The organism is Haloferax sp. DFSO52 (genome assembly GCF_048158745.1).
GTDB lineage: Archaea > Halobacteriota > Halobacteria > Halobacteriales > Haloferacaceae > Haloferax.
In genome coordinates this window covers 64,125-82,893 of record NZ_JBLOPB010000004.1, presented here as the reverse complement: position 1 = coordinate 82,893, position 18,769 = coordinate 64,125, and the positions used below count along the sequence as shown (strand labels likewise).

Below are 18,769 nucleotides of genomic sequence, written 5' to 3'. Positions count from 1 at the left end.
ATCTTTCTCGCCGGTTTTATTTCTGTGCGAGGGATGAATCGGCTATGATAACGGAGATCTCGCTCGACGGTCGGACGCTTGTTGGCGTTGCTAACAGCGAGGATGGCGAGGTGAGTAGCGACACTCGGTTCGAGTTTGAGCAAGAGGGCGAGCGGGTCTACGCACACTACTCTGGTGGCGATATCGTTGATGGCCATCTCGTTGGAACGTTCGATGGGAGTGAATGGGATATCAGGTATTCACAAATCAACTCGAATCAGGAGACTGCCAGCGGACATTCGGTGGGCACCGTCGAACTGCTTGACGACGGCCGCATTCGTGTCGAAGACGAGTGGGAATGGGAATCACAGGAAGGCAGTGGCGAGTCGGTACTCGAAGAGGTGGCTTGAACCAACCCGCTGATGGGAGATACGCGCTCTATATTCAGCACAGTCTCGACAAACGATCACCGTCTGAGGATTACAACAGAGTGGATTGAGTATCCGCAAACTCCCCTGTATCCGATTTTCCGATTCAGTTCTCGAAGGTCTAATCAGAGACATCGAATACAGCAATACACATAATACATTCAACGACAACAACTACATATGCCAATCGACATCGACGCGTTCGAATCATCTCCGCCAGACCGATTACAGAATAGTGGTGAAACAAACGCTGAGCGGGTCATGCGGTTCCTCGCTGCACATCCGGACAAGGCGTTCACGCAGAGTGAAATCCGCGATGCGACCGACGTGAAGGCAGGGAGTATCAGCGTTGTCCTTGCTCGCCTGGAAGACCGTGGTCTCGTCCGACACAAGGGGACGTTTTGGGCGCTCGGGAAAGCCGACGAGGTTGCAGCGTATACCGATCTGCTCGAGAGTACGCGTGCTGCAAATGAACAACTTGGCGAAGAAGACATGGACGAATGGCTGGAACACGCCGTCGACGAGGAAGACGCTGAATGACCTACCAGCGTGGGGATGTCGTCTGGGGACCTGACCCATTCAAATCTGGTGAGAATCCACGACCGTGGTTGATTTTGAATAACGATACCCACCCATTCGGTGACGAACAGTACATGACGGTCACGTTGACGACGACACCGCACGACGAAACTGTCCCGATTGCAGAAGACGATTGGGTCGAAGGCGGGATGCCACGCCAGAGCTACGCATCTCCGTGGGCAGTTGCATCTCCAAAGCACGCTGCAGTCGTCCGGCGGCAGGGCAGACTCTCCGAATCGTTCGTTCAGTCTGTGATCGACGAGATGCAGACGTATCTCGAACCACAACATATCTCGACGTAATCGGACCCTATGTCTGTGACTTCCGTACGCCGACTCAGTCATCAGCCACCGAATCGTCAGTGACCGACTTGCGCGCGCTATTCAGCACGGCCGCAGCAACCTCTCAGAAATAACGGGCTTCAACAGTGTCAAGAAAGGGATAGCACCAGACCGGACAGCATTCAGTGTAAAGACGTCCCCGACAGAAACGCACCGGGACGGTTATTCGTCTGCCTCAGATTCGACAGGCTCTCCGTCCATCATCCCGGGGAGTTGAATCGCCTGCGAGAGGTTGCTCCGCCACGTCTTGCCCGTCTCGACGTCTCCACGAATCTCAGCGAGGTCGTCAGAGAGGTCGGTGAGTTGGGCGTCGAGTTCGGACTCGGAGACGAACTGCCCGTCGAGTTCGTCGAGGCGTTCTTCGAACGTCGCTTCGTCCACCATCCGGTCTTCTAATTCCGTGACCTGCTGTTCGACGATTTTGATGGCTTCCTTCGAGGCGGTGAGTGCAGATTCGAGACGCTCGATGTCGTCGCGCATCGACTCCGTCTCCGTCTGCAAGTCGTCGAGTACTTGCTCTGCGGTTCCGTTTTCGTCGAGGAACGATTCGAGTGCCGTGGTGTACGCTGCAAGGTCGTCGACACGGTTCTGGACGTGTCGCAACCGAACGTCGACGGACGTTGGTGCCGAGACACCGAGCGCCTCACGAATGACCGTGCGTTCATCCTCTGAGAGGTCACGCGTGGACAGTTCTGTGACGAGTGCATCGACGAGGCTGTCGTCGTCGGATTCGGTATCCAGTTCGGCAGCGTCCAACTGCGAGTCCTCGTCGGTCGAGCGTTCCTGGTCGCGTTCGTGGTCTTCGTCCGTGCCGGTGGACGATTCTTCTTCAGACGTCGACTCGACCTCGTCACCCTCTTCGTCATGGGGTTCTTCGTCGAACAGCGTGTCGTCGGAGGGAGTCTCTGGATTCTCAGGGTCGGCCTGTGGCTCAGTCGAATCGACAGCGTCCGACTCCTCGCCGTCGTCCACCGCAGTTTCGGACTCGTCGTCCGCTTCTTGCGTGGGGTCTTCGAGTTCGATTGGAGAGTGAGACTCGTCCGTTTCGTCGCTCTCCGACGCATGTGCCTTCGAACCCACGAACTGGATATTCGTTGGGTCGTCGTGCTGGGTCGATTGGTCGGTGTTCCATCCGCCAGGCAGAGAGCCCAGGTCCTCGACTCGCGGAATCTGGCTGTCGAAGCTGCTACCGCCACCCCGGGTGAAGTCGTCGCTGGGAGCGCCTCCCCGGGTGAAATCGTCTTCGAGGTCGGTGTCGTCGGTGTCGAGTTCGTCGGTTTCTGTATCTTCGGTCGTCATGGTCATTGAGTCGTCGCTGTCGGTCGCCGGTTCGTCACCCAGTAGGTCGATGGTCACAACTGCGTCGGTGAGAAATGCTTCGAGCGTGTCTGCGGAGAGTTCCTTGATGCCGTAGAGCGTGAACGTTTCACCGTTCGGTTCGAGTCGCTCGGTGTAGACTAACTCTCTGTCTGCCGTTTTCGTCCACTTATCGCCGCCGTACTTCGGGTGCGGCCCGATGTTCTCCATCGGAAAGTCATCTGGGACCGGTTCGGACAGACGCAGCCGAACAGAATCGTCTCTCGCCGAAGAGATCTCGAACCGGACCACTGAGAGGCCCTCGTCGTTCGCCCACACCGTCTTCACGACGGTGATGCCGCGGATTGCTGTCGTGAAGCGTTGACTGATACGCTCCATCTCGCTAAAGAGTGGGGTCATCTCGCGTCACCCCACTCGTGGAGCGTGCTCTCGACGGAGCGACCGATCGAGAGCACCTCTCGTCGCTCGGATGGGAGCGACCACTGTCTACGGACAGTTCCGGCCTCGTCGACGAGCCAGAGCCCACTGTCAGGTACCTCACAGTCGCGGGCGGAGGTATCGAGGACGTCGCGCTCGTTTCCGACGAGGACGAACATATCGATACCGTCGATGAACTGTAGCCACGCGATATCCGAGAGCGGGTCGAGGAAGTCACCAGTGGTAGAGACGTGTTCGTCAGCCGTGACGACGAACAGCGAAAGTCGGTTATTGGTGGTCTGGTTCCCTGTGAGATTCGTCGACGAGTACTCACCGGAACCGGAGTTACCGTGTGGTGGTGCGTGAATTTTCTCGGGAGTCATCGAGTTACGCACCCCACGTCGTGCCCGAAATCCCTGTTCGGAGCTGCGCTCGCAGGCGGCGATGGAGCGACGCAAGTGACCAGCGTGTCTCAGCGTGGTTTGCATCGCCCATCTTCGCCAGATGCGAGCTCGCACCGTCCCAAACCCAACTCGAACGTATCCGACCGGGAGCAACCCGCACAGTCGAATGTGTCCCCCAGACACACTTGTGCGGGGTCACCCGCGACCCTGCCGTCCGGTGTGTAACCGGGTTCGCCCCCCACTCGAACCCAGTAGCACCGGAGTTGTTGTCAATCAATTGTCCACCCATACCTGAAATTAATTATTTCCTACATACTTGTATGTTCCGTCGATAAATCCCCTAAACGGCTAATTTATTGGGTATAGGGCATCTTTCCCGAAGTATCGGATGGCTTTCGAATGCGGTTTGAATCGAAAATGGGGATAATTCAGACTGAACGTTCGGATTGGACGAGTAGTTAGCGGGCAGAAATAGGCTACTATAGGCATATACCGCCAGTATTTCAGTATTGTTTTAATTTAGCAATATTCGTTCAGTGATATAGATTCCCGACCATCCATGTACGATCGCGTGCTGGCCTGGCCCAGACGACCACCAAAACGTACCGATACCGCAATTCATTGGTAGCAGGTCGGCTAACGAAGCGTGTGAATCAAAAGACAGCATCCGGAACGTCCCTTCTCACAGGCCACAGCGGCCGGATGTTGCTCACCGTCTCGCTCGCGTGGGCAATCGTGCAAACAGGACGGTTTCTCCTCTCACCACTCCTCCCGACCATCATCGCCGAGTTGCAGATAACCGAGGCGACTGCCGGCATCACCCTCGCACTGTTCCAAGGTTCCTATGCCATCACCCAATATCCCGGTGGGGAGTACTCTGACCGGTGGACGCGGGCGACACTCATCGTTCCCGGACTGGCCCTCCTCGTCGTCGGATTCGCAGCATTTGGTCTCGCAGGAGGGATTGTCGGGTTCGTCGTCGCTGCCATCGTTACCGGTCTCGGGAAAGGATTCTTCGCCATCCCGTCTCGGGCGCTCCTCTCTGACCTCTTCGTCGAGCGACGCGGGCAAGCGCTTGGTCTCTACGCCGCCGGAACAGACCTCGGGGGGCTCCTCGCGTCCGGCCTCGCGATCCTCGCACTCACTTACGCGACGTGGCGCACCCCGTTTCTCCCCGTCGCCGTCGCGCTCGGTGGACTTACCATCCTCTACGCTTCGTGGTCGTCTGAGGGATACACGGTCGGAAGCACTGAACTCGACGTATCTGGAACCCTCACGCGACTCCTCGCGAGCCCAGAACAACGGCGGTCGCTCGTCGCCTTTGGCCTGTTTTACTTCATGGTCGGCGGATTCATCAACTTCTTACCGACCTTCCTCATCGAATCGAAAGGATTCGACCAGCAGTTGGCGAGTGCGACGTTCGCAGTCGTGTTCGCGGTTGGCTTCGCTACCAAACCCGTCGCAGGCGGGTTGAGTGACCGGTTCCGTCGTGAGTCCATCGCTGTCGTGGGACTCGTGCTTGCCGCCGGTGCGCTGGCACTCCTGTCGTTCACAGACGCACGAACCCTCGTCTACCTCTCGATCGTCGTTATGGCCATCGGATACAAGATGGAGTTTCCAATCGCCGACGCGATTATCATCGACAACGCGCCGGACAGTGACAGAGGTGCTGACCTCGGGGCAGCACGCGCGTTCTTCCTCGGCGCGAACGCAGTTGGGCCTGCCTACGTCGGTATCGTCGTGACGTATCTGAGCTACGTCGCTGCGTTCGCGGGACTGGCAGTCGCGCTCCTCGTCGCCGCAGGATTACTCTACTGGGACACACGAACCAAACGCGCGTAGAGAACGACGCACTAGTTCTGGGACTCAAAAGACGAAGTTTTGGTTTGCGCACTCCCGTGTAGTCGCATGTGTCGAATGCGACCCGCGAGTGACGGTGCTCGTTTGCTTGGTCGTCAGTCTGCCATCGGTGCCGGTGCCTCGCGCTCCACCTTGTCCGTGGATTCGGCGTCTCCGTCGGTGAAGAAGACGCCGTGTGCACCCTCGCGCTCCTGTGCGCTGGCGGCGACGCGGACGAACGTCGCCTTCTCTCGGGCGGCGGGAATCGTGTGGCCACCGCTGTAGCTCACGCCCGAGCGAATTCCTGCGAGGAACTCTTCGACGAGCGGTTCGACAGGGCCTTTGTACGGCGTCAACGCTTCGACGCCTTCGCCCGCGTCCACGTCACTCTGTTTGTCTTCACGGTCGGTGGCCGCCTCTGTCGAGGCCATCCCACGCGAGCGTTTGTACCTGTCTCCGTCGACTTCGACGACGCGACCCGGTGCTTCGTCGGTGCCGGCGAAGAAACTACCCATCATCACGGTATCTGCACCCGCCATGAGTGCTTTGGCCGCATCGCCCGACGTGCGAATGCCACCGTCTGCCATGACGTGAATCCCGAGTTCGTGTGCCGTGTCCGCGCAGTCCGAGACAGCCGTCAGTTGCGGATACCCCGCACCGGCAACTTTCCGAGTCGTACAGTGCGACCCTGGGCCGACACCGACTTTCACACAGCCAGCGCCCGCCTCCCAGAGGTCTTCGACGGCGTCGGGAGTAACGACGTTCCCTGCGACGATTTCGGGGTCGAACTCGTCGCGGATACGTGCGACGGCGTCCAGACACCGCTCCATGTGTCCGTGTGCGATGTCCATCACGATGGCGTCGGCACCTGCGTCGAGTAGGGCCTCCGTTCTATCGAGGTACGATTCGTTGATGCCGATTGCACCTGCGACGGTACCGCCCGATTCGGCGACCTGCCTAACGTGGTCCGCCTGCGTCTCGATGTCGAGGAATCGGTGGATGACACCCATTCCGCCGAGATTCGAGAGCGTGTCTGCGAGCGTCGCTTCCGTGACCGTGTCCATCGCCGCGCTGACGAGTGGTGACTCCAGGTGGAGGTTTGGCGTCACGGTAGTCGAGAGGTCCACGTCGCTCCGGCTATCGACCGGCGACCGCTGTGGAACCAGCAATACATCTCCATACGAGAGACCTGTGCGAATCTCCATTGTAACCCTCCACAGCCGAAGAGACGTGTCGATATAACCCCAACGGAGACGGAACGAGTCGCCGCCGAACGAAAGTATTAGGACCTCGCCTTCGTCTGTTTAGCAACACACGGCACCGCGTCCAGTGCGAATCTCCAATCGATTGTAACCCCAATTTGTTCGCAGTTCGCGGTCCGTGTGGCTACAATTCTCTCGAGCGAAAGCTCGGCGCGAGCACCGGTACACGGAACGAATGTCCGAGTGTATTCGGAACTGTTATTTTCGAATGGCAGCTCAAAGACAGTTGCCGAACCGACCAACGACACGTCGGTGACGGTAGGTGGTCAGAGGCACCTCCCCACGCATCACCACAGATGTGGTCCCCTTCCCCCGGTTTTCTCTCTCGAAGTCCGAAGAAATTTCAATCCCGCGAAGCGTCAGTCACCTATGCAAACCGTCATCCTCGCTGCCGGGCGTGGGACTCGTATGCGCCCGCTCACCGACCGGAGGCCCAAGCCAATGCTCCCTGTTGGTGACAAGCCGCTCGTCGCGCACACCGCCGAGGCGGCTATCGAAGCCGGAGCGTCTTCGCTGACTATCGTCGTTGGCTTTCAGGCGGACGATGTCCGGGCGTACTTCGAAGAACGCAACCTTCCGGTTCCAATCGAGTTCGCTATTCAAGAAGACCAGCGAGGAACCGCAGACGCCGTTCGCGCTGCAGCAGCGAATCTCGACGGCGACGAACCGTTCGTCGTGCTCAACGGAGACGCCCTCTACGACGAACCGTCGTTGCAAGAACTGTACGGCGAACGAGCGGCAGTCGGATCGTACAGAGTTCCCAACCCAAGTTCCTACGGTGTTCTGGCGATGGACGACGAAAAATTCGTCACCGGTGTCGTCGAGAAGCCCGAGAACCCGCCGTCAGACCTCATCAACGCTGGTGCGTACGTCTTCCCCGCCGAGGCCCAGGCGTGGCTCAACGTCTCCGAGAGTGACCGGGGAGAACTCGAACTGACCGACGTCCTCGCACGGACCTGCGACGAGTACGACGTTCGCGGTGTCGCGTTCGATAGATGGCTCGACGTAGGCCGGCCGTGGGAACTACTCGAAGCAAACGAATGGAAACTCGCCGAACTCGAACCACGTATCGACGGCGACGTCTCAGAAAACGCCGAACTGAACGGCCCGGTCGTCGTCGAAGAAGGCGCGACTATTCGCGCTGGCGTCGTCATCGACGGTCCGGTGTTGGTCCGGCGAGGGGCATCAGTCGGGCCGAACGCCTACGTTCGAGGACACACTGCCGTCGGTGAAAACGCGAAAGTCGGCCACGCAGTCGAGGTGAAAAACAGCGTCCTCATGGAAGGCGCAACGGTCGGCCACCTCTCGTACGTCGGCGATAGTCTCCTCGGACGCGACGTGAACTTCGGTGCCGGAACCAAAGTCGCAAACCTCCGCCACGACGGCGAACCGGTTCGGCAGATGCTCAAAGGGGAACTCGTCTCGACGGGACGGCGAAAGTACGGCGTCGTGCTCGGCGACGGCGTCAAGACGGGAATCAACTCGTCACTCAACGCCGGCGTCCGCTTGCCGACCGACGGAACGGTAAAACCCGGTGAGTCGGTCCTCTACGACAGAGTCGAAGACGGCCCACAGCAAACCGAAGAGTGAGTCGTTTACGCGTGGGTTACCACGGATGGAGTAGCTACTCTTGACACCACTCGTGATAAATATCTGACAGCAGTGACACAGGAGGCATTCGATTTATCGCTCGATTTGTGGTGAGACAGCAACTTATAGTCGACAACGCATGAATATCCACGAAGATTGGTTCGTGGTGTGTGACAGACAAAATAATTTCTGGGCGGAGACAGTCTCGAATGTCCCACCGTGAAGCCTAAAATGCCCGTAGAACGAACGAGAGTGTATGTCGAATAGCAGCCGGTTCGTGGTCGCAACACACGTGCTCACGAACTTAGCCGTGCGAAGCGATGAGCGGCTGTCTTCCGACCGTCTCGCCTGGAGCGTCAACACCAACCCTGTCGTCATCCGGCAACTCCTTTGCTCGCTTCGGGAAGCGGAACTGGTGGACTCGAAGCGCGGCCCGACTGGCGGGTTCACGCTCGCACGCGACCCAGATACCATCTCACTCCGGGATATTTACGACGCAGTGGAAGACGGCGAACCGTTCTGCTTCCACGCAAACGAACCGAACGACGAGTGTACGGTCGGAGAGCACATTCAACCCGTTCTCAACGAACTGTTCGAACCCGCAATTCAAGCGATGCTCGACGAACTCGATTCCGTCACCGTCGCCGACGTTCACGAAGCCGTCTTCGACGCCGCCGGCACCGACACGCTCGAAGCGTAAGCGAGTTAGGCAGTCGTTTCTGTGGGCTCAGCCTCGACGGCCGACTCATCGATGTCGAGCCATTCGTCCGCCCACTCTTCTATCTCTTCGAACACGGGGCACAACGAGACTCCCTTGTCGGTCAACGAGTAGTACGTCGCAACAGGTGCGTCTTCTTCCAACCGGCGGTTAACGAACCCCGTCTCCTGTAAGTCGTCGAGGACGCGAGAAAGCGTCCGGGAACTCGCACCAGTCGAGCGCTTGAGTTCGTTGAACCGTTTTTCGCCGTCCTGTAAGTCGTGAAGGACGATGAGACGCCACTGCGACCCGATTTGTTTGAGAGAGTCGATGATGGGACAGGGGGCGTCGTCGAGCGTCATTTCGGAGGCCATAGACTGCTGTAGGCCGCAGACGACTTTAGTGGTTCGGTTAATTTACCTGATTTCACTCCGTTACCAGATACGGATGTGAGTGCTCCCCGATTGGGATGAGCGAAGTGGTTCTGCCGTTGTAGCGCATAGAGTACTCATGAGAGAGCCACATACGTGTTCAGCAATCGTCGTTGGAGAGAGCCACACCTCGGGTGTCGGTATCTTCGAGTTCGACGCGGCAGTCGTGATTCTTCAGGGTGAAGAACTCAACATCTGGGTCGGTGAGGAACACTTTATCCTGGACCTCGAAGGCTGCGTCCAGCGTGGACAGTTCATCCTCGTCATGCAGCAGTCGGGCGGCAGTATCGCCCGTATCGTCGAGACGAACTCGCCGTCGGCACCAGACCAAACGCACCCAGTAGAAATCGAACACGAGTTTCGGTGGGGAGACGACGGAATCGACACCAAGCCAGTCGTCGAATACTGGCGGCGAGACGACATCGACGCCGTTGAAAGCGGCCCGATTCGTCTGTCAGAAGGAGATACGGTCATCAAATACATTCGGCCGACGAGACGGTGAGCTAGTTCCGTTGGGAGTTGGAGTGCACAGCGAGTGGCTCAGAATGGATAACTAGTGATTCCAGAGGCAGTTTTCCAGAGGGAGTGGCTCCGAACCGACTCGGGACGCGTGTGGTCACGCGAGTAACCGAGAGAGCAAGACGAAGACGCGTTTGAGGTTCTCCGAGAGACGCGTTTGGTTCTCAGAGTGGAGGGTAATCTCGTCGTCGAGTGCGTGAATCTCGATGGTTCGTCCGCGGTCGTTCATGTCTTTCAGTTCGATACCCTGTATCGACGCCAGTGGGACGATGAGATAGCGAAAGTCCTCGTCCGTGATATCGGCGTTGCACTGGTCACCGTAGACGTGCAGACTGTTCTCTGTAATCGCAATCTCGTACCCGATGTAACTCATCCCAGCGAGTTCCGCACCAGCACGGCCACCCTTTACTTTCCCTTTCAGTTGGGAAGGTTCGAGGAGGATTCCGTCTACCATACTGCCCGGTTTCAACCCACGACTCGTAAGTATTCGCGCCCAGTTCTCGGTGTTGATTTTCACCGCACCGAACGGCGTTCCATCGCGTTTTTCACTACTTCGGCGAACGCGAGCAACGACCAGACCTGTTCGAGGCACCCGCATTCTCGTCGCCCGCCCCATCAGACTCGATGATAGAGTAGGTCTTCGTTAGATAGTTGACGATGAAATCGACGGTAGATGGGTCGTACGTCCAGAACCCACGGAATTCAGACCCGGGCGGGTTCTCCTCTGCGACGAGTGCACATTTGTAATCATCGACGCCGTTCCCATCGTAGACGACGAACCACGAGTGGCGGATCTCCTCGGTGCGAGCCAGATGGAGTTGGAACTCATCGACCGTTGGCACGGAGTCTGACGGGTAGATGTATGCGTGGACGAACAGGTCGTCACGACGGCCTAGTTGCCGATAGGAGGTGAGTTGCTTCCGAAGGTTCGCATCCGTCTGAAATCCAGCGTGGAGTTCGCCTGCACCGACTCGCCACGCACGGTCTTCGATCTCACGAGTCGCGTTGAGCATCTGCTTGCGGTCGTACGACCGAAACAACGTCTCGTCGAGGTGGTCCAGTATGGGAACGTACGACTCTCGCTCGAATCCGGGTTCGATATCGTCTCCGTCTTTGAGGACTGCATTTACGTCGACTGCGGTGTGGAAACTTTCACCGGTTCCAAGAACAGCGAAGTTCGATGGGCCCTTCGACGTCGTCGCTTCCTGAACCGAAATGTTTCGGTCCCGAAAGTGCGCTGCGAGACGCTCGACTGCGTCGTTTCGGGGGTTGAAGACAGTGAGCGTCTGCTCGTCTGCAGCGACGCCAGCGATCAGTTCGCTGAGGGACATCCTGAGTCGGCCAACGAGTCACCACTATATGATTCTTTGCACGGAATTACCACGATGTATAATTCTCAGAACTACTCGAAATCGAGTTCCCACAGTCGTATGCGTCTCGTTATCTCGTATCGTGGATTCTTAACTATGGACCTGTAGGTCGTACGTTATGTATGATTTCGGGGTCTGACCGGTTATCGTCACAGGCCGAACGCGTTGAGGGCGGGATCGAAGCGTGGTTCGCCCGCGAAGCACCGAGCATCGTCGCTGGACTCGAAGCATCGCAGTTTATCGGCCCAGTCACCGCCGCTACGGCGTGGAGGCTCATCGCCGCAGGGAACGCATCGGAAGCGGTCGAACTCGTGCTCGAAGAAGTAGACGAGTCGTGGAGAGGGTAAGCGACAGCTCGAACCGCAAAAACGCATTTCAAAACGAGCAGGTCTGGTCTTATTGGTCGCGCGTGGTCGTATCGCGGATGTACAGTTCGACCAGCGCATCGAGGAGGTGGGGGGCGAGTCCGAACCGAACGTCGACGCTGTTTTCTTCCCGGTCGTAGGAGAGTTGATGCACGTCGATTGCAGCGAGAAGCGTCCGCATCGAGTCGACGACGTAGTTGCTCGCGCCGGCCTCGACCCGTAAGTCGTCACCGAGGTGGATAGATAAGCCATCGACGACAGTCTCGTAACACGTCTTACTCGGAGAGCCAACACGCTGGCTTCGTTCGATGAGTCCGAGCGAAGAGAGTGTCTCGAGACGACGGTAAATCGTCGATTCAGAGACGCTACAGTTCTCTGCGAGTTCTTCAGCGGTCATGGGGGACTGTTTACACGCGAGAAGCACTTCGCGTGAGACGCTGTCTCCGAGTGCGTCGAGAAGTTCGTCGTCGTTGGATTCAGGGGGAACGTCGGTACTTTCGGATGACGTGACGTCCTTGGTCTCGTCCGTCAACGGACCATCAGGGTCGTCTGACGAGGAAAGCACGTTGTCAACGAGGTCTCGGCGCGTCATGCTGACCTATCAGACGTTGGCAAACGATATGTAATCCACGCCTACAGTTTTCGAATACTTTCAGTCGAACTGATGCGTTCTTTCGGTCGAACTACCGCGTTCTTTCGGTGAATGACGCGCACTATCGGGGCGTGAGTCTGCAAAAACGTGGAACGCTCAACGAGCTCGGCGGACCTTCGTTAACCGAAAAAGCGGCTACGACAGACGGGCGGAGGCACGAGGAACTGCGGACACGATGGTGTGAACGTTGTGTCACACCAGTCGCTCACTCACTCGACTGTGACGCACTTCGCGAGGTTCCGTGGCTTGTCGATTGGTCGTTCGAGCAAGTTCGCAGCGTGGTACGCTACGAGTTGGAGTTGGACGTTCGCGAGAATTCCCGCAACTTCGGGGTGAGTGTCGGGAATCGTGAGCACGTGGTCTGCGAACTCGACGACTTCTCTGGATTCGTCGCTGGTGACGGCGATGACTGGCGCGCCACGGGCCTGAACTTCCTTCATGTTGCTCAGCGTCGCCTCGTCTTCGTGGCCAGTGAAGATTGCAAACACGGGCGTGATTGGGGTGACGAGCGCGAGTGGACCGTGTTTGAGTTCCGATGCCGCGAATCCCTCGGCGTGCTCGTACGATATCTCTTTGAACTTCAGCGCGCCTTCGAGGGCGACGGGGTGGGCAGATCCACGTCCGATGAAGAAGTACGCGTCGCTGTCTTCGTACTCGATTGCGATCTCACGAGCAATGGACGTGTCGAGTATCTCCTGGACATCCCCGGGGAGCCGTGCGAGTGCGTCAATCAGTTCGCGAGAGTCTGGAGACTTGGTGCCGTTGTAATCTTCGGCTATCCGTTCGGCGAGGAGTGCGAGTGCAGCCACCTGGGACGAGAACGTCTTGGTGGCAGCGACCCCGATTTCTGGACCTGCACGCAGCAGCAACTCGTCGTCACACTCACGAGTCATCGACGACCCGACGACGTTCGTGAGGGCAAGCGTTCGTGCCCCTGCGGCACGGGCCCGCCGGATGGCATCGAGCGTGTCGGCCGTCTCACCGGATTGGCTCACAGCGATGACGAGCGTGTTTGGCGTCACCGGCGGTTTGATGACCGAGTACTCACCGGACATGAACGCGTACGCGGGGATACCACGAGCGTTGAGCAGCGACGCCGCGTACATCCCCGCGTGGTGGGAGGTTCCCATCGCGACGAGGTGAATCTGCGAGATGTCGGCGAACGCTCCGGGTGGGAACTCTTCTAACTCGGCACCGCCAGTGTGCGTGTTGAGACGGCCCTGCGTCGTTCGACGCAGCGCGCCGGGTTGCTCGTTAATCTCCTTGTACATGTAGTGTTCGTAGCCCCCTTTCGTCGCCGTCTCGGGGTCCCACTCGATGTACTCGATTGGTCTATCGACCGACCGCCCAGCGGAGTCGGTAATCGTGTAGCCGTCGGGCGTGGTCACGACGAAATCACCGTCGTGGAGGTAGACCACTCGTGGCGTGTGTTGGATGAACGCCGGAACGTCGCTCGCGAGGTAGTACTCTCCGTCGCCGACGCCGAGGACGAGCGGCGACCCCGAGCGAGTCGCGAAGATGGCCTGTTCGTCCCCGATGATTGCGGTGATGGCGTAACTCCCAGAGAGCGTGCCAATCGCAGCGCGGAACGCCGCTTCAGGAGACGCACCGTTACGGAGATTCTCCTCGATGAGGTGTGGCACCACTTCGGTGTCCGTTTCGCTGCTGAACGTGTGGCCCTTCGATTCGAGTTCTGCGCGGAGGGGCTGGTAGTTCGAGATGATACCGTTGTGGACGACTGCGATACGACCCGATTCGTCGGTGTGGGGGTGTGCGTTGCCGTCGGTGACACCACCGTGGGTGGCCCACCGAGTGTGGCCGATGCCGAACGTTCCCGAGATCGGGTTCTGCTCGACTGCCGCCACGAGTTCCGACACCTCACCGACGCGCTTGGTCACCGAGATTCCGTTCTCGTTCTTCACAGCGATACCTGCAGAGTCGTAGCCGCGGTACTCCAAGCGTCGGAGTCCGTCGATGAGCAACTCAACTGAGTTCTCGGTTCCGATGCACGCGGTGATTCCGCACATCAGTGCATCACCTCCACGCGTTCGCGGACGTCACCGTGGACGGTCGTTCCAGCGCCGACGATCGCTTCGGCACCGACGCGACTTCCCGGGGCGAGCGTCACGTTCGGTCCGACGTGCGCACGATCGCCGACGATGCTCCCGAGATAACGGTCGGTGTACAGGCGACCCTCGAGGATGACATCCGCACGCCCACCGGGCGAGACGACGCCATCACCGATATGCGCACCAGTGCCGACGACAGAATCGCGGAGCACAGTCGTCGTATCGACACGGGCGTCAGTCGAGAGGATCGACCGCTCGACGACACTGTTGGCACCGACGGTGACGTTGTTCTGCAGACAGGCGCACGGCCCGATGACAGCACCCGGCCCGACGACGCAGTCGTCGCCGATGACGACCGGGTGTTCGATAACTGCCCGCTCGTGAATACGGGCAGAGTCCGAAATAGACGAGGATTCGAGCCGTGCGAGAAGTGTCTCAGTCACCGAGAGAAGACCCCACGGGTGCGACGGGTCGAGCCAGCCACCGTTGACGATGACCGAAGAGACGAACCCATCGAGGTAGTGGATGACGTCCGGAAGCCGGGTCTCACCGTCGTGTGAGGGTGTCCGTCGTAATGCATCGAAGACGGTCGAATCGAAGACGTACACACCCGCGTTGACGAGATAGCCCTCGTTGGTGACAGGGTGTTCGTCGATATCGGAGATACGGCCGTCGGTCTCGACGACGACACCGTACTCTTCCGGTGTGTCGGAACTCGCGACAGCGACCGTCGCGACCGAGTCGGTCACCGAGAACCGTTCTAACGCCTTCGAGACGATGTCAGCGTTGATGATGTTGTCGCCGTTGCAGACGACGAACGAGTCACCGACGTATCCCTCAGCCTGTAAGAGGGCGTGACCGCTTCCGAGTCTGGACTCCTGGTGGACGAAGTCGATATTCGCGTCCGGATACCGGGCCGACAGATGCATCTGAATCCGGTCCGACCGGTATCCAACGACGACGACGACGTGGTCGATGCCACACTCGAACAGTGAGTCGAGGACGTATTCGACGACAGGTCTGTTTGCCACAGGCAACATTGGCTTTGGCTGGAACGTGGTGAGTGGCCGCAGTCGACGGCCTTCACCCGCCGCGAGGACGACTGCTTCGGTGATTCGGTCGTTCATGCCGGGTCCCCCACGACGTGTGCCACCTCAGGAACGACGTGTGCCACCTCAAGACGAGTTCGTGGTCGAGAGTAAGTCATAACAGAGTCTGGGGGAGCGACGGGGATTGTTATACAGCCAATTCTCGCTGCAACAGTCGAGTTAGGGGACCATGTGTGACAGAGTGGCATGGCGTGCAGCCTGTGAAATCTACAGGGCTGGTAGTATCGGGGGTCCTAATCGACCACACTCGGTGAGAGACAGTAGATCGGTCTACTGTCGGACAGACGGGTACACTCGGGGGAAACCCCCGAACTTCAGCAAAAACAGGGCAGCGTCGTTCGAAGATTAGGCGCTGAGACGGCCCTTGTACGATTCCATCGCGGTGATGGCCATGAGCGTCGCGGTGCTCAGGACGGCCCATCCTGCTGCGGGGACCTGTTCGAGGCCTGGGAATCCGAGGAGTCCAGCGGAAACGGTTGCTGCCACACCGGCCGCAATCGTGAGGTTACGCTTGGGTGACGAGACGAAACTCACTGGCTCTTCAGTCGATTCCTCCCCACCCGAGACATCTCCGTGGAGGTATGCTTCGAGCTGTTCCGCAGTATCGAGCAACGTGATGTCGCCGCGGTTCTTGTCGAACTCGATGATTCCAGCGGAGTCCATCTTCGGGAGGTGGCACTGGTAGAGACCAATGTAGACGCGCTTGCGTTGACTCGACGAGAGAGCGTTGATGTCGATGCCGTTTTCTTTGGCAGCGATGAATTCGGCCATATCTCCGAGTTTTGCTTCACCGTCGTTGTTTTTCAGATATTGGAGGGCGTCGCGGCGTCGTTGGTTCTTGAGTATCTCGAAGATGATGTCCTTCGAGAGCTGTTCTGGTTCGTGTTGCTCAGAGACATCCTGTGCACCACCGGTCTTCTCTGCGAGCTGTTCAGGTGCCGTCTGTTCGACGGCTTCAGTGTTGGTCTGTAGCGAATCTGTAACCATTGTATGTTCCTTCCTCCCCCACTTTCGAAATTGCTAAATTTCGACCATCTCTGCGGATTAGTCTGTGATACTTCTCGTGGTTTTCGAATCCACCACGGGTTAGTCACAGCCACAGGTTGGGTGCTCCACCAGGCGCATCCAACACACGAGGGTTAACGAGTCAATACGACAGTTGAGGATATATACCTGCCTGACAGTCCCACACTCTGATTTGTCCGTGGGAATCTCTCTCAAAATGTGCGAGTAAAGTGAATGTAACAATCTATGTTAAATCTGATTTTCAATTACTCCGATAGTATTAGAGATATTTTCTACTCGTGGAGAGTCTCTCGTTTTTACATGGATTTGACTTCCAGAATTCACTGAACTTTCAGAATGCTGATGGCTAGAAATCGAATATTGAAAAATCACTAATGTCAAAATGTGGGAGTACCAGATACATATGTCAACAGAGCCCTCGACACGGGCACGCACAGTCTACGTTGTTATTCGACGAGTGATTCGAACGCATCTGACGGTGCGCCAGTCTGCCCTTCGAGGAAGTACTGCGCAAGTACCAAAACGAGGAGTGCTGTGGAGACGAACGCGGCAACTGCGGCCCACGACAACAGTGAAAACACGGGGAGTTCAGCCCACAGTCCGATAATCAACAGCCACCCGACCACGCCTAACGAGCCGTAGTACTGAGTCCACGATCGCTGTGTCTCGGGCTGCATCCAAAAGAACCCTTGTGTAGCGACATCGGAGACGAGTGAAACGGTTCGTTCCTCTTCGTCGTATCGGACGAGCCCTGCTGACTCGAGTTTGGGGAGGTGGGTCTGGTACAACGAGATATAGACTCGCTGGCGTTCTTCGTCGGTCACTTCCTCGAGCGTGGTCTCGTTTTCTCTGGAGGCGACCATCGCAGCAAGTTCCTTCAAAGAGAGGGGACCGTCCGCTCGATGGAGGAAATACAGGATTTGCCTCCGGCGAGAGTTGCTGAGGATGCGAAACAGTTCGTCTTTTGATAGAGATGTCATCGTCGTGTGCGGACGGCCCCGCGCACGACGCGCGTATGGACCAAACTCCGGTTGAACAGAGTACACCCCATGTGACCTTTGTTATCGTGACATTTCTGCTATCCCCGGTGCTACTATTGGGAGAAAATTAAGTTCATGTTCATTAGACATTCAGACATCGACAGACGGTCAGTGACGCGGTTTTATCTCGATGTTCGGGATGATTTCCTGTTTCGAGCCTGTTGAGAAAAGTCAATCGAATGGAACGTGAGCGATTTCGTATATCGAGCGGTAATGAAACCAATTATCTAGTATAGAGGTGGCTAACAATACCAGAGTACGGCGATATTATGTGTTGAGACTACATGTTCGAACTGACTGGCTTCCAACGAGACCTGCTGTACGTGATTGCTGGAGCAGAACGCCCATCCGGCCAAGAGATAAAAGAGATGATCAGCAGAGACGTCGGTGAAGTGAATCATGGTCGCCTCTACCCAAACCTCGACGCACTCGTGGAACAAGGATACGTAAACAAAGGTCAACACGACCGGCGGACAAATTTCTACGAGATGTCCGAAAAAGGCCGTGAATCAATTCTCGCGCGTAGAGACTGGGAAGACCAACACGTTGGATTCCTTGGATAAACAAGCAAAAGTGAGTGCTCCGACACGAAACCGGGTCGAACGCCCGTCGCTTCGAACAGCTACTGATATGCTTCGTTCGTCTTAGTTGCCCCGTCGAGAGAGATCCCGACAGCACCACACTTCCAAACGAGCCTGGCGTATCACCTTTTCTTCGGTCACTGTGTGACCAGAGCGGATGAGTGGCACAGCCATCAGCTTGTCCACGAGCGATCGCTGTTGTCAACCGTGCCAATTCAACCATTGCCGAACTCGGTCCGTCTTTGGGAGCCTCAGACACGCTCATGGTGTTTCGGTACTCCCGTAGGCGGGCCGAGAGAGGCAGTGGAAACTGCTCGCAACAGACTGTGAGTAGTACAGTCAGTTCCCGCCTCGTTTGGTAGGAGGGTGTGTTGGGAGGTATGTTGGTGTGGGTGTTGGTTGTAGATTGGTTGTAGATTGATTGTAGATTAGTTGTGTCTTGGTGGTGAGTTGATGGCTTGTTGATGGTGTGTTTGACACCGGCTCAAGCCGACAGAACAGTGTCGAATCGGTGCGTAGACGCCTCGTTTCGGAGAACCCTACATTCGTCCAGTAAAGAAAGAGACAGGGACTGTGCTCGACCGGGTTTTAGCCAGACGGCGGGGAGTTGGCTCAGTTCTCACCGCCGTATCAACCACGAGTCGGGCAGAAAGTTATCACGTTTTGTGACATTGGAAATGGCCAAAATATACCAGATATCTTAGCATGTTTTCCTGTCCGTCAATATGGTGATTAATACGGCCATAAGTAAGTG

Annotated in this window: 20 protein-coding genes; 9 read left to right on the top strand and 11 right to left on the bottom strand. The window is 57.4% G+C overall.

Translation table 11 applies throughout. From position 1 onward, the window contains the following. Nucleotides 1–44: 44 nt before the first annotated feature. The 3 genes from ACK3SC_RS17740 (at nt 45) to ACK3SC_RS17730 (ending at nt 1,288) form a co-directional block, all read left to right on the top strand. Nucleotides 45–389 (top strand): hypothetical protein, encoded by a 345-nt coding sequence (locus tag ACK3SC_RS17740; RefSeq protein WP_416841580.1) that lies wholly within the window; start codon nt 45–47, stop codon nt 387–389. A 198-nt stretch (nt 390–587) separates the two neighbouring features. Beyond that, on the top strand, nt 588–947 hold the full coding sequence (locus ACK3SC_RS17735) for a MarR family transcriptional regulator (protein WP_416841579.1): 360 nt from the start codon (nt 588–590) through the stop codon (nt 945–947). After that, on the top strand, nt 944–1,288 hold the full coding sequence (locus ACK3SC_RS17730; protein ID WP_416841577.1) for a type II toxin-antitoxin system PemK/MazF family toxin: 345 nt from the start codon (nt 944–946) through the stop codon (nt 1,286–1,288). Before ACK3SC_RS17735 ends, ACK3SC_RS17730 begins: the two co-directional genes overlap by 4 nt. Before the next feature lie 201 nt (nt 1,289–1,489). Here the strand turns inward: ACK3SC_RS17730 and ACK3SC_RS17725 are convergent, their stop codons facing one another. Both ACK3SC_RS17725 and ACK3SC_RS17720 read right to left on the bottom strand, forming a co-directional pair. Next, nucleotides 1,490–3,043: a hypothetical protein gene (locus ACK3SC_RS17725; protein WP_416841576.1), complete on the bottom strand. Its 1,554-nt coding sequence runs from the start codon at nt 3,041–3,043 to the stop codon at nt 1,490–1,492. After that, on the bottom strand, nt 3,040–3,444 hold the full coding sequence (locus ACK3SC_RS17720; protein WP_416841575.1) for a hypothetical protein: 405 nt from the start codon (nt 3,442–3,444) through the stop codon (nt 3,040–3,042). Before ACK3SC_RS17720 ends, ACK3SC_RS17725 begins: the two co-directional genes overlap by 4 nt. A gap of 723 nt (nt 3,445–4,167) precedes the next feature. Between ACK3SC_RS17720 and ACK3SC_RS17715 the strand changes: the two genes are divergently transcribed. Continuing rightward, nucleotides 4,168–5,307, top strand: coding sequence for an MFS transporter (locus ACK3SC_RS17715; protein WP_416841725.1), 1,140 nt, complete (start codon nt 4,168–4,170; stop codon nt 5,305–5,307). 113 nt (nt 5,308–5,420) lie between these two features. Here ACK3SC_RS17715 and ACK3SC_RS17710 read toward each other — a convergent pair whose 3' ends face one another. Further along, nucleotides 5,421–6,509 (bottom strand): guanosine monophosphate reductase, encoded by a 1,089-nt coding sequence (locus ACK3SC_RS17710; RefSeq protein ID WP_416841574.1) that lies wholly within the window; start codon nt 6,507–6,509, stop codon nt 5,421–5,423. 426 nt (nt 6,510–6,935) lie between these two features. Here ACK3SC_RS17710 and glmU point away from each other — a divergent pair, with 426 nt between their 5' ends. Both glmU and ACK3SC_RS17700 read left to right on the top strand, forming a co-directional pair. Next, nucleotides 6,936–8,156 carry a bifunctional sugar-1-phosphate nucleotidylyltransferase/acetyltransferase gene (gene glmU, locus ACK3SC_RS17705; RefSeq protein WP_416841573.1) on the top strand — a complete coding sequence of 407 codons (1,221 nt, stop codon included), beginning with the start codon at nt 6,936–6,938 and terminating at the stop codon, nt 8,154–8,156. A 256-nt stretch (nt 8,157–8,412) separates the two neighbouring features. Continuing rightward, nucleotides 8,413–8,856, top strand: coding sequence for an Rrf2 family transcriptional regulator (locus tag ACK3SC_RS17700; protein WP_416841572.1), 444 nt, complete (start codon nt 8,413–8,415; stop codon nt 8,854–8,856). A gap of 5 nt (nt 8,857–8,861) precedes the next feature. On the opposite strand, the gene ACK3SC_RS17695 is transcribed toward ACK3SC_RS17700, so the two are convergent. Further along, on the bottom strand, nt 8,862–9,227 hold the full coding sequence (locus tag ACK3SC_RS17695; protein WP_416841571.1) for a winged helix-turn-helix transcriptional regulator: 366 nt from the start codon (nt 9,225–9,227) through the stop codon (nt 8,862–8,864). A gap of 136 nt (nt 9,228–9,363) precedes the next feature. Here ACK3SC_RS17695 and ACK3SC_RS17690 point away from each other — a divergent pair, with 136 nt between their 5' ends. Next, nucleotides 9,364–9,786, top strand: coding sequence for a hypothetical protein (locus tag ACK3SC_RS17690; protein WP_416841570.1), 423 nt, complete (start codon nt 9,364–9,366; stop codon nt 9,784–9,786). Between the two features lie 114 nt (nt 9,787–9,900). On the opposite strand, the gene ACK3SC_RS17685 is transcribed toward ACK3SC_RS17690, so the two are convergent. Further along, a complete protein-coding gene (locus tag ACK3SC_RS17685; protein ID WP_416841569.1) occupies nt 9,901–10,257 on the bottom strand; it encodes a hypothetical protein in 357 nt (118 codons plus the stop codon). Between the two features lie 94 nt (nt 10,258–10,351). Then, complete coding sequence (locus tag ACK3SC_RS17680; protein ID WP_416841568.1) at nt 10,352–11,134, bottom strand: DICT sensory domain-containing protein; 783 nt, start codon at nt 11,132–11,134, stop codon at nt 10,352–10,354. 161 nt (nt 11,135–11,295) lie between these two features. On the opposite strand from ACK3SC_RS17680, the gene ACK3SC_RS17675 reads away from it, so the two are divergent. Further along, the gene (locus tag ACK3SC_RS17675) at nt 11,296–11,520 is read left to right on the top strand and encodes a harpin-binding protein (RefSeq protein WP_416841567.1); all 225 of its coding nucleotides are present in this window, start codon (nt 11,296–11,298) and stop codon (nt 11,518–11,520) included. A 49-nt stretch (nt 11,521–11,569) separates the two neighbouring features. Here the strand turns inward: ACK3SC_RS17675 and ACK3SC_RS17670 are convergent, their stop codons facing one another. The 5 genes from ACK3SC_RS17670 to ACK3SC_RS17650 form a co-directional block, all read right to left on the bottom strand. Continuing rightward, entirely contained in the window at nt 11,570–12,130 is a 561-nt protein-coding gene (locus ACK3SC_RS17670; protein ID WP_416841566.1) for an ArsR/SmtB family transcription factor, read from the bottom strand. A gap of 269 nt (nt 12,131–12,399) precedes the next feature. Further along, a complete protein-coding gene (gene glmS, locus ACK3SC_RS17665; RefSeq protein ID WP_416841565.1) occupies nt 12,400–14,217 on the bottom strand; it encodes a glutamine--fructose-6-phosphate transaminase (isomerizing) in 1,818 nt (605 codons plus the stop codon). Then, entirely contained in the window at nt 14,217–15,386 is a 1,170-nt protein-coding gene (locus ACK3SC_RS17660; protein ID WP_416841564.1) for a sugar phosphate nucleotidyltransferase, read from the bottom strand. The genes glmS and ACK3SC_RS17660 overlap by 1 nt, the downstream gene beginning before the upstream one ends. A gap of 327 nt (nt 15,387–15,713) precedes the next feature. Beyond that, nucleotides 15,714–16,355 carry a hypothetical protein gene (locus tag ACK3SC_RS17655; RefSeq protein ID WP_416841563.1) on the bottom strand — a complete coding sequence of 214 codons (642 nt, stop codon included), beginning with the start codon at nt 16,353–16,355 and terminating at the stop codon, nt 15,714–15,716. Between the two features lie 485 nt (nt 16,356–16,840). Beyond that, on the bottom strand, nt 16,841–17,374 hold the full coding sequence (locus ACK3SC_RS17650) for a transcriptional regulator (RefSeq protein ID WP_416841562.1): 534 nt from the start codon (nt 17,372–17,374) through the stop codon (nt 16,841–16,843). A gap of 344 nt (nt 17,375–17,718) precedes the next feature. Between ACK3SC_RS17650 and ACK3SC_RS17645 the strand changes: the two genes are divergently transcribed. Further along, nucleotides 17,719–17,997 carry a PadR family transcriptional regulator gene (locus tag ACK3SC_RS17645; protein WP_416841561.1) on the top strand — a complete coding sequence of 93 codons (279 nt, stop codon included), beginning with the start codon at nt 17,719–17,721 and terminating at the stop codon, nt 17,995–17,997. Nucleotides 17,998–18,769 lie beyond the last annotated feature (772 nt).